General features: G+C 36.4%; 18 protein-coding genes. 1 reads left to right on the top strand and 17 read right to left on the bottom strand.

From position 1 onward, the window contains the following. From BM141_RS21445 to BM141_RS21435, 5 genes are all read right to left on the bottom strand, one after another. Positions 1-290 (bottom strand): transposase (locus BM141_RS21445; protein ID WP_143091060.1); only part of this gene is annotated, 290 nt, incomplete at its 3' end. A gap of 139 nt (positions 291-429) precedes the next feature. Continuing rightward, positions 430-588: a hypothetical protein gene (locus tag BM141_RS23275; protein ID WP_177217501.1), complete on the bottom strand. Its 159-nt coding sequence runs from the start codon at positions 586-588 to the stop codon at positions 430-432. Positions 589-606: 18 nt separating this feature from the next. Then, on the bottom strand, positions 607-780 hold the full coding sequence (locus tag BM141_RS23835) for a DUF6997 domain-containing protein (RefSeq protein ID WP_394331699.1): 174 nt from the start codon (positions 778-780) through the stop codon (positions 607-609). A 19-nt stretch (positions 781-799) separates the two neighbouring features. Then, positions 800-1,390: a type II restriction enzyme gene (locus tag BM141_RS21440; protein ID WP_221407732.1), complete on the bottom strand. Its 591-nt coding sequence runs from the start codon at positions 1,388-1,390 to the stop codon at positions 800-802. Continuing rightward, complete coding sequence (locus BM141_RS21435; protein ID WP_091549497.1) at positions 1,359-2,303, bottom strand: DNA adenine methylase; 945 nt, start codon at positions 2,301-2,303, stop codon at positions 1,359-1,361. The genes BM141_RS21440 and BM141_RS21435 overlap by 32 nt, the downstream gene beginning before the upstream one ends. Positions 2,304-2,334: 31 nt before the next feature. On the opposite strand from BM141_RS21435, the gene BM141_RS22685 reads away from it, so the two are divergent. Next, positions 2,335-2,580 (top strand): hypothetical protein, encoded by a 246-nt coding sequence (locus BM141_RS22685; protein ID WP_143091059.1) that lies wholly within the window; start codon positions 2,335-2,337, stop codon positions 2,578-2,580. Positions 2,581-2,682: 102 nt separating this feature from the next. Here BM141_RS22685 and BM141_RS21430 read toward each other — a convergent pair whose 3' ends face one another. From BM141_RS21430 to BM141_RS23270, 12 genes are all read right to left on the bottom strand, one after another. Next, positions 2,683-3,141, bottom strand: a complete 459-nt coding sequence (locus tag BM141_RS21430; RefSeq protein WP_091549495.1) for a MarR family winged helix-turn-helix transcriptional regulator — start codon at positions 3,139-3,141, stop codon at positions 2,683-2,685. Beyond that, on the bottom strand, positions 3,134-3,559 hold the full coding sequence (locus BM141_RS21425) for an EVE domain-containing protein (protein WP_091549494.1): 426 nt from the start codon (positions 3,557-3,559) through the stop codon (positions 3,134-3,136). The genes BM141_RS21430 and BM141_RS21425 overlap by 8 nt, the downstream gene beginning before the upstream one ends. 4 nt (positions 3,560-3,563) lie before the next feature. Further along, a complete protein-coding gene (locus BM141_RS21420) occupies positions 3,564-3,938 on the bottom strand; it encodes a DoxX family membrane protein (RefSeq protein WP_091549493.1) in 375 nt (124 codons plus the stop codon). A 91-nt stretch (positions 3,939-4,029) separates the two neighbouring features. Then, on the bottom strand, positions 4,030-5,646 hold the full coding sequence (locus tag BM141_RS21415) for an NAD-dependent epimerase/dehydratase family protein (protein ID WP_091549492.1): 1,617 nt from the start codon (positions 5,644-5,646) through the stop codon (positions 4,030-4,032). Positions 5,647-5,713: 67 nt separating this feature from the next. Next, on the bottom strand, positions 5,714-6,289 hold the full coding sequence (locus tag BM141_RS21410) for a Crp/Fnr family transcriptional regulator (RefSeq protein ID WP_091549491.1): 576 nt from the start codon (positions 6,287-6,289) through the stop codon (positions 5,714-5,716). A gap of 144 nt (positions 6,290-6,433) precedes the next feature. Continuing rightward, positions 6,434-6,781, bottom strand: coding sequence for a hypothetical protein (locus BM141_RS21405; RefSeq protein ID WP_091549490.1), 348 nt, complete (start codon positions 6,779-6,781; stop codon positions 6,434-6,436). Positions 6,782-6,798: 17 nt separating this feature from the next. Next, positions 6,799-7,254, bottom strand: coding sequence for a hypothetical protein (locus BM141_RS21400; RefSeq protein WP_091549489.1), 456 nt, complete (start codon positions 7,252-7,254; stop codon positions 6,799-6,801). Continuing rightward, a complete protein-coding gene (locus BM141_RS21395) occupies positions 7,251-7,730 on the bottom strand; it encodes an SRPBCC family protein (RefSeq protein ID WP_091549488.1) in 480 nt (159 codons plus the stop codon). Before BM141_RS21395 ends, BM141_RS21400 begins: the two co-directional genes overlap by 4 nt. Positions 7,731-7,796: 66 nt before the next feature. Further along, the gene (locus BM141_RS21390) at positions 7,797-8,375 is read right to left on the bottom strand and encodes a Crp/Fnr family transcriptional regulator (protein WP_091549496.1); all 579 of its coding nucleotides are present in this window, start codon (positions 8,373-8,375) and stop codon (positions 7,797-7,799) included. A 72-nt stretch (positions 8,376-8,447) separates the two neighbouring features. After that, the gene (locus BM141_RS21385) at positions 8,448-9,293 is read right to left on the bottom strand and encodes an Rpn family recombination-promoting nuclease/putative transposase (RefSeq protein WP_091549487.1); all 846 of its coding nucleotides are present in this window, start codon (positions 9,291-9,293) and stop codon (positions 8,448-8,450) included. A 74-nt stretch (positions 9,294-9,367) separates the two neighbouring features. Beyond that, positions 9,368-9,622 (bottom strand): LamG domain-containing protein, encoded by a 255-nt coding sequence (locus tag BM141_RS21380; protein ID WP_143091058.1) that lies wholly within the window; start codon positions 9,620-9,622, stop codon positions 9,368-9,370. 121 nt (positions 9,623-9,743) lie between these two features. Further along, positions 9,744-10,085 (bottom strand): hypothetical protein (locus BM141_RS23270; protein ID WP_449441467.1); only part of this gene is annotated, 342 nt, incomplete at its 5' end.

The raw sequence follows: 10,085 nt of genomic DNA, 5'->3' as shown, positions 1-10,085 counted from the left end.
TCACTGACAAACTGAACGGTTTTAACACTTTGACTATCAATGGCTAACAAACTTGGACTTGCCTGTTTGCCTTTTTTTAAACGCACATCTACTACCAGACAATCTAAGAGTTGTTCCCCAATACCACATTTTTTGAATTGCCTAAAATGATAGTAAACCGTCTGCCATGCAATATTTTGATAGGTCAAATTACGCCATTGCACACCCGTGTAGTTCAGATATAAAATTGCATTAACCATATCACGCAAAGAATGTATAGATTTTCTGCGTTTGCCAATGATTTTTTCCATATATTGCCATCGCAGCGGCGAACCGTTGAGAATCGCTTAGGGGAGTAAATTTTGCTCTCATTTTCTTACTGTTGTTGATGAAACAATAAGATAAGCGATTCTTCTTAAAATACAAAAATTATTCTTCGCAAAACATTATCTAAGTTTTAGGTTTAAACTTTGGCGTTTCTAAGTATCGCCTAACGAAAAAGCATTTGTGCAGGGCGGGCTTAGTAGCACTACCGTTTCCACACGCACAAAGTTTATAGAAAGCACCAAAGCCTAAATTACGCACATCAGCCCGCCTTTTCGCAAACATAATGTTGGCTGATGTTTTTTATTTGTTCTGTATCTCAAATTTCGCACTTTTCAAAAGTTCTATGCTGTTGTAATCGTTTTCGTCTGCAAAACCAAACTCCCACAGTGAATAAATGTCTTTACGTTTTTCAAAGAAAAGTATATTTACTTTCTTTTTGGTGTGAATTTGCCACTGACGAAACGGATAATACAACTGCCTGATTATCGTATTTTTAGTTGCAGAATTTTTGGCTTCTATCGCAGCGGCGAACCGTCAAAACAATTTGATTTCTGCCTTCATAACCTGCATCTACTTCTGTTTGCACGCTCTCTGTTGTGATAAGTTGTTTGTGTTTTCCTGCATAAAACTCAAACTTTGGCGTATATTTTCTGCCCCTGATAGTCAAAACCAAACTTTCATCTTCCAAAAAACTACGCACCAAACTTGACGCATACGCAAAATCCAAATGTTGCATTTCTGAATTTCCGATTTGCGAGGTTTCTAACTCAAAATCAAGTTTGGATTTGTAAATGGTTGCGTCTGTTGTAATTTCTGGAATGTCAATGTAACCTTCGCCTTGTAAAATGGTGTAAACACCGTTTTTGATTGGCAAAATGAACAAATTGTTATCCACAAAAACCTGTGGTCTGCTTTCTCTGGTGTCTTGCTTGCACAAAACACGAACTTCTCTTTCGGTGGTGCTTGTGAAATGTGCAGTCGCTTTTTTGATTTGTTCGGCTGTTAAAATAAATGGACTTTTTGAAAAATCGTGTTCGTGAATGTTGTAGGTATCAAAAATTGATTGCCAAGGTTTGTGGTTCATATGGATAGTTAGTGATTATCAGTTCGTTGATTTTCCCACGCTTGTCGCCATTGCAATTGATAGCTCTACCTGCCGAAACTCTGAAAATATTGTAGCCTGAAAAAGCTTTTTCAAAAAAGTCATCTTCGGGATTTTCGTTCTTGGGGTCTGAATTGGAAAGCATCAATTTTGCCCCTTTCTCTCGGTCTAATTTTTGGAAAAATTGGGCTAATTGTAGTTGTTCCTTGTCCTTAAACTCCGCACCTGTGTAAGTCGTAAAACTTGCCGTTTGGCTTATAGGTCTGTAAGGCGGGTCAAAATAAACAAAAGTATTTTCATTTACTTTATCAAAACAACTTGAATAATTAGATTGATGTATTTCAGCATTTTGCAAAACTTTTGAAACAGCCAAAATATTCGGCTCGTCAAAAATCATTGCTGTTTTATACTTTCCGTAAGGCACATTAAACTCACCTTTTGAGTTCAGACGAAAAAGTCCGTTAAAGCAAGTTTTGTTCAAAAATATAAATTGTGCTGCTCGTGAAATCCAATTATCAGACAATTTTTTATAGTTTATCTCAAATCGTTGCAAGTTAAAATGTTTGCGAACTGCTAAAAATAAGTCGTTGCGTTTTTCTTGTTCGGTTTGGTCGTAATCTTTTTGGTACTGCTCCAAAAAGTCAAGCAAATCATTAGGGCGTTGTTGAATGACTTGGTAAGTCAAAACCAAATCTTTGTTGAGGTCTGACAAATAAGCATTTTCAATTTTGTAGCGTTGCGAAAGAGCAAAGAACAAAGCACCACCACCCAAAAAAGGCTCAACATAGTTTTTGATGATACCTTTTCTAAGTTCGTTGGGGTAGTAGTTTTCAAATTGCTCTAAAAGTTGGTTTTTACCACCTACCCACTTTATAAATGGTCTTGCTTTTGTCATATCGCTTGTTTTTCGCAAAGTTACTATTTTTTTGGTTTCCGTTTCTAAAATATCAGCCAACGGGGCGGAGATTTGCGAAGTTCTGAAAATTTCTGAGCGAAGCGAAGAAAAATTTTCAGAATTTCTGCAAATCTCTTGTTGTACGCAGTGCCGAAGCGAAGCGGAGGCACTGCGTACAACAAGAGATGTAATCTCCGCCCCGTTGTTTCGCAGTGCCGAGCGGAGCGAGGCATTGCGAAACAACGTTTGGCGGCTTGCCGCAGGCGGGGCTTTTTAGAACTACCGTTGATTTGGAAAACCGCACTTCAATTATACGAAAAACTGTCAATCGATGCACTGAACCCCCGCTTGCGGCAAACCGCTGTTAGCGGTAGTGCTTTTAGTCTTGGTTTTTGTCAATGAGTTGAACCAAATATTTATTAAATGATGCAAGTTTTGAGTCTAAGAAAGAAAAAAAATCCAAGTCAGCGTTTTCAACTGCTACTAGTGCCTTTTGTAAAATCTTTTCACCCTTGTTTGTCAGTTTTATGGTTTTAGCTCTGGTGTCAGTTTCGTGTTCTTGTCTTGTGATAAAATCTTTGTCTTCTAATGTTCGTAACACTTTTGAAACCATCATCCTGTCTGCGTTGCTTTGTTTGGCAATATCAACTTGTGTTACATTATCATTCGTTTTTGATAACCAACCCAAAGATGCCAATAAAACAAATTGCGTATGTGTCAAATCTAAGGGGTCTAATACCTTTTTGAGTTTACGTTGCCATAGCATTGTAACTTGTCCTAATAAATATCCCGGACTATCGGTAGGACTTTTAAAATGAAATTCAATTTCTTTAGACATAATGATGTTGAAGCATTTGTGATGAAATTAAATCAAAATCGTGTTGGTTAATTTCAAAGAAACCAAAACGAAACGGATAACCCCAACTTTTTTTGTTTTGAATGAATTGCAAATCGTTTATCAAAGGTAAGATAGAGATACACTTATTTTCAAGAAAGTCAATTTTTCTTCTGAAAGGGCAAAAGTCTTCTGTCATTTGGAATTGGTAGATTTCTTCGTCTGCTACCTGACCAATAGCAGTGAACTCTTGACACTTGTCAGGTTTGCCAAAGGTTTGCTTGCCTGAGTAAAAAATCACAAAGTCTTTTGGTTTCATTCTCTTTAAAGGTGATGCTTTACCGTGGCAAGCCTGTGCTATACCGTCCTGAATACCCTTTTGAACGTGGTCTTTTGAGGCGACTATTATCCAGTATTTCATAATGTTATGGATTTAAAAGGTTTAAATATTCTGCACGATAAGACCACATTAAAAAGGCATTCATCAAAAAGATAAATAACCCAGGACCAACAACAGGCGGTGCAAGAAAAATATGAAACAATAAAATGTTGATTGAAATTGGCATTAAGATAAGTAATGCAAGTGGTGTGAAATAGCCCGTTAATAAAAGGATACCGATGACCAATTCAGTTCCTTGAATGAAATGCAGAAGATAGCCCGTATCTCTGAGTGTGTCCATTACCAATTGAGCCTTTTCAGGCATTTTAGGCTTAAATGCTTTGATAAAAAGGGCGTTAACCGGAAATACGACCATTATAAGCCCTAAGAGAATTCTTACGATTGTTGTTACTGTATCCATTTTTTGAATTATTTAATATGTTGTCGCAAATATAATATACGCGACAACAATATACAAGTTTTTTAGAAAAATTTATTTAGAAACCTGCTTTTCAAAATTTAAACTCCCAACCAATATGAGCCGTAATCACCGGCATTAGCTTTCTGGTAGCTCTTTCTTCTCCGTTTTTGGTCAATTTGTCCGTTCCTAATGTTGGAATCTGAACTCCTGCCCAAGGCAAGAGATACAAGCCGATTTTTTTGAACGGAAACCATTGAAATCCAATTTGCGGGGTGATAACAAAGTGGTTTGCTTCGCATTTCTTAGTATTGTTTTGTTGGTAGATAAATTGATTCCATTGCAACCTGAGTCCGGGTTGTAAGCCACCCCTTTCTAAACCAAATCTGAACTGATATTGAGCTTCTACACCAAATCCGTTCCATTGCGTTGTCCAATCGTTTTCGTAAAAATCATTTGTCAGTAAAATGGTTTTGCCAAAATCTCCACTCCATTTGCCCGTATATCCCAAAATACCAAATCTAAATCGGGGGTATTTTGCTAATCTGAAATCAAGATTTGCGTCAAACCCTAAACCATTGGGCAGAGTTCCAGCCCAAAATGCAGGGTCGGTTTCTAAGGACACAAAAATCTTGGTGGTATCTGATTTTACAAGAATTGTTTGGGCAAATGATACGGTTGAGAATAGAGAAAACAATATCAAAACTAATACGGATTTGTTCTTCAAATAATGCATTGCTTCTTTTATCGCTGTTTCGGGTTTTTTGGGATTGAAGCCCAATTCCTTTCTTGCTTTGGAAATATCAAAGTCCTGTTGCAAGCCTGAAAACATTGCCAAATCTTTCACACTAAGCAGAGGTGCTTTACCCGTAAATTTGCTTCCTATTTCCATAAACCAAGCAATGAGAAATAGTAAGGGCTTAGGAACGGCAATCGGCAATTTAATTTTTAGTTCAGGAAAAAGTTTTTGAGCAATTTGGGTGGTTTCTTTGATTGAAGTGCATTTTTCATTAGCTAAAATATACCGTTCTCCATTTACTCCTTTGGTTGCAGCCAAATAACAACCTTCGGCAACGTCTTTTACATCTACCCAATTCAGTTTAATGTCGGTTTCAACGGGCACTTGTTTTTTCAAAATCAGGTTAATAACGTTGTAGGACACACTTAAATTGCCAAATGCTTCGCTACCAATCATAGCCGAAGGCAAAACTGCCACCAATTCAATGTTGTGTTTTTTGGCTAATTCAAAAGCCAACTTTTCACCATCATTTTTTGAATTGTAATACATATCTCTGCGGTCAGGATTGTAGCCATTATTCTCATTAGTGGGTGTATGAGTATAGTTCAGGGCGGCTATGGAACTTACATAAACTATTCTCTTAACTCCTGCTTCGGCTGCTGCTTCTACAAGATTTTGAGTGCCTTGCATATTTACATCATAAATATCTTTTTTGGGGTCTTTCGCCCATAGTTTGAAAGCCGCACCAACTGCATAAAAAGTCTCAACGCCCTGCAAAGCTCTTAACAGTGAATTTTTGTCGGTGATGTCTGCTTGAACTACTTCACAGTCTAAGCCTATGAAAGGCTCTTTATTTTTGATGTTGCGAACTGATGCCCTTACGGGAATGCCCTTTTCAATGAGTAACCTAACAAGATTGTTACCCAGATGACCGTTTGCACCTGTAACTAAAGCTAAATTGTGTTGTGCCATACTATTTTAAATGTTTAAATGATGACACAAAATTCTGCAATGCTTTTTCAAATACACTTCGCAAATGTTACTTAATCATTTGCTTTCTTATTCTGCTCAAACTTTTGGCGTTCATTCCTAAATAGGAAGCAATATATTGAAGTGGAACGTTATGAATAATGTGCGGGTAGTTATCTATAAGTTTTAGGTAGCGTTGTTCTGCTGTGAGGGTCGCCAGTTCTTTTGAACGGTTCTCGTTATAGGCAATAGATTGTTGAAAAACCAAAATACTGAAATCTTTGATAGCTTCGCTGGAAGCAGTAAGTAGGTCTAAATTGTTTTTTGTAATTCTAAGAAGTTCGCATTGAGTAATGCATTCCAAATTTTCATTGGCTTTGGTTTGGTTGATAAAATTAAAGTAAGATGTAATGAACCCCGGTGGGCAGTTGATATGCGTGGTGATTTCATCTCCGTTTTCGTTGTAACTGAATAAACGTAAATAACCCGATACTACAAAATATAAATATTGGGGAATTTTTCCTTCTTCTTCAATAACCCTGTTTTTGGGAAAAATAACAGGCTCAAAATATTCGGTACAAAGAGCTATGTCTTTTTCAGAGAGTTTAACTTTGCTTTGGATAATGTTTAAAAGGCTTTCGTGCATAACATTTTAGAATTAGGTTATTAGAATAAAACTCAAAAGCAGGTAAAATGTTACCCACTTTTGAATGTTTAATTTAGCTATTTAGCCCAATCCGACCAAGGAATTGCAGAAAGCCCAACCTGAACTGATAAATACAATTTGAAGTTACTTCAAAAGCATACCGTCTTTCCAAATAAAAAAGACTGTGAAGCAATGAAAAATTGCAATGAAAATATTGCTGATGACTACCGGATTTGATATTGAGCCTACCGTAAAAGGTGTAATGAATTTATAAATGATTTGCACACAAAGCAGGGCAGTAATCATTTTTGGGTCGGGCTTTAGCAGTAGAATGATTGAAACAACTAATATGGCTAAATATACCGAAAGCAGAATACTTCTTGCGGGTGTGTTATTTCCATAACTTACAAGCGTCCAATTTGCATTTGTAAAAATACCTGCACAGACCGGTATTAGCACCACGATGTTTAACAATAGAGATAATTTTGTCATATTTTCAGATTTAAACTTTAAAAAAGATAACCCACGCCTGTCTTTATCACAGGATAGATAGAGTTGTTATCAGCATTGGTGGTAGGTCCTATTCCAATTCTGCTGTCAAAAGTCCATTGCCTGCGGTGCCCAAACCTATGAGCATATCCATAGCCTGCATAAGGCAGGAAGGTCGTTTTGCCATCTTCACGCAATAGCTTGTTATCTACCAAAGCAATGCCCATAAAGACATAATGTCCGTCCATTCGGTTGTTGATAAAGTATTTGAGATTTGCTCCGTGAGTATTCACAAAATTACTTTCAAATTGCAGTGTCAAGTTGCCTATGGTACGCACTTCAACTGTCAAAAGTGGCGTGAAAGGGAAAATTAGAAAACTTAGCCGCACGTTTGCTGATGGCGTAATATCGGATTTTGTTTGTGCTTTCGTGAAGTGAAAGGCAAACACACAAACAAGTAAAATCAAGTTTTTCATTTGCTTTCTGCAATCTTTTTGATGTCCGCCATTACGTCAGGCAACATTTTCTTGTAATTTACGCCTAAACGTTTCCCTAAAATTTTTTTGAGCAAACCCGTAAACTCTACATCGTGAGTAAAAAACGTTTTGCCTTCTTTAACTTCTAAACTTCGCTTGATGATAAGCCAACCAAAAGGGATTTTGGTTTTAAAAGTGTAAGACTGGTTGGGAACTACTTCGCTAATTACAAATTTTGATTTCGGTCCTTTATCGGGTATAAGTTTACCCTTCGTGCCGACAATGAAATCGCCTTCCAAAGTAGCTTCTTTCAGTCCTTTGTCCCATTGTTTCCAATTGGGAACGTCTGTCCATACCGCCCAAATTTTGTCGCTTGTGGCTTGGGTGCTATCTGTATGAGAGAAATGGTAATTGGTTTGTTGTGCTTGTGCCTGCATAACGAAGAATGTTGAAATGATTAGAAATAATTGCTTCATCTTTTAATTGAGTTTAAATGATGATGCAAAATTCTTGGTTCAACTCAACTTTCTACTACACCTATGTTAAGTTCGGTCTTCTTTGGCAATTTTTTTTCTAATCCTACTCAACGATTGTGGGGCGATACCAAAGTAAGAAGCTAAATATTTTAAAGGCACTCTTTGCAGCAGTTGCGGATTGGTTTCAATCATTTTCTTGTAACGGTTTTCAGCAGTTTCGGTCTGAATTTCTTGTAGGATTTCTTCGGTATAATACTGCACTTCCTGAATGAGTTTGCGAACAAAGGTACTCCAGCTTTTAAGTTCCAATAAGTCATTGGCTTGTTTTAACGTTGTCTGCCAAATAACTGATTTTTCAATGGCTTGTATATTTTCTGTCGCTGGTGTTTCGGCAGTAAAACTTACTTGTGAAGTGAAGCAATAGGGGGCTTCGGTAAAATATTTTGTTATGTTGTTACCATCTTTGTTAACATAATAACGAAGTAATCCACTTTCAATAAAATAGAGATGTCGGCAGATTTTTCCTTCTTGTAAAAGTATTTCGTCTTTTTGAATAGTTCTTTTTTCAAAACAAGCAGAAGTTACTTTCCAATCGCTGTCGGAAAGTGTCGTATAGTTTTCTATGAATTTTCTGAACTCGTCCAATTTTTTTTTGATCAATTTTATTGTCTGATGGTTCTCTTAGCCTTGCCACAAATGCAATGTTAGGCACAGTTTTTACTCTTTCCCAGTTCGCAGTTGTTCTATTTGTTCAGTAGTTAAGCCTGTCAATTTTGAAATTATTGTATTGTCAAAACCTTCAAAAATTGCATTCTTCGCAATTTCGACTGCTTTCTCCTGTTTTGCTGTATAACTCACACTGTTTTCAATACGTCTGTTTTCTTGAAAACGGTCATACATTTTCCTTTCTTCTTCTGTCAAACTTTCGTAACGCAATCTTTCCTTTGCTTTATCTAAGCCTTTTGCCTTAAAGTTGTCTTTTACTTCACTGTTTTTGAGAAAATACACCCATTCGTCAAGAGTGTCTTTGGCTACATCATTAAAGTTATTTACTTTCAGAATGTAGTATTTCGGAAAAATATCAGATACTTTTTCTACTTTGAAATCTTGTTTTTGCAAAGTTGTGGGTAGCAAAATATCGTGTTCGTGCAAGCCTATAAACTCACCTTTGTATTCATAAACATAATCTTTACCCTGCCCTAAACCAAAATACACAATATTGATAGAGTAGATTTTTTTGATTGTGCCATAAGGCTCGCCTTCTTTGATGTACTCCGTAACCAATTTAGACACACCATAAATCATACGCTGAAAGTAGTCTATTTCAGAGTCATTTTGGACTTCTACTAACATCAATTCATTGCTTTGGCTTTTTACTAAAATATCTACTCGGTTGTATTTGTCGTATTCGTCTTGCTTATTGCCTTCACTTTCCAAAATGCTTTCAATCGTTACATCAAAGCGAAGTAACTCCGATAAAAAGCCCTCCAAAATACCAAAATTGGCTTTGTTCCGAAGCAACTTTTTAATTGCCCAATCAAAACGAATCAGTTTTTTGCTCATATTTTTGTTTTTATTGCAAAGGTACGAAAAAAATAAAAGCAAGTGCTTGTTTTTATTTGCTTTTATCAAAATTTTTACAGTTGGTAGAGTTGTTGTATCTCTGTTTCGCTCAAAGCCCTGTTGTAAATGCGTATATCGTCAATTTTTCCAATAAAATAATTGCCAACTGTAGAACGGCCTATTTGAATTGGTAAGGAATTAACAGGAATAAACTTTCTATCTGTTTGATAGGTGGCTTTTAAGGAATTATTTTGATACAGTTTCAATACGCCATTTTTGAAAGTTACAACAATGTGTTGCCAAGAATTGAAAGTGTAACGGAAAAGCATTTGTGCAGGGTGGGTTTGATGCACTATTGTCCCATAAAGCACAAAAGTAAATAGAAAGCAATAAAGTTTAAATTAGCACGTCTGCCCACCTTGCCACAAATGCAATGTTAGGCACAGTTTTTTATTTTTTAATACTTCGCAGTTGCTCTATTTGTTCAACTGTCAATTCTGTTGCTTTTGCTATAAATTCGTTGTCTGAACCTAATGAAATTAAATTTTTAGCAATTTCAACATTTCGTTCCTGCCTGGCTGTATAACTGACGCTGTTTTCAATACGTCTGTTTTCTTGAAAACGGTCATACATTTTCTTTTCTTCTTCTGTTAGGCTTTCATAACGCAATTTTTCTTTTGCCTTATCCAAACCTTTTGCCTTGAAATTGTCTTTTACTTCGCTGTTTTTGAGAAAATACACCCATTCGTCAAGAGTGTCTTTGGCTACGTCATTAAAGTTATTTACTTTTAA

Origin of the sequence: Thermoflexibacter ruber, assembly GCF_900113045.1 — a bacterium.
GTDB lineage: Bacteria > Bacteroidota > Bacteroidia > Cytophagales > Thermoflexibacteraceae > Thermoflexibacter > Thermoflexibacter ruber.
Note: the sequence above shows the minus strand (reverse complement) of the source record. Positions and strands in the feature narration are given on the sequence as shown.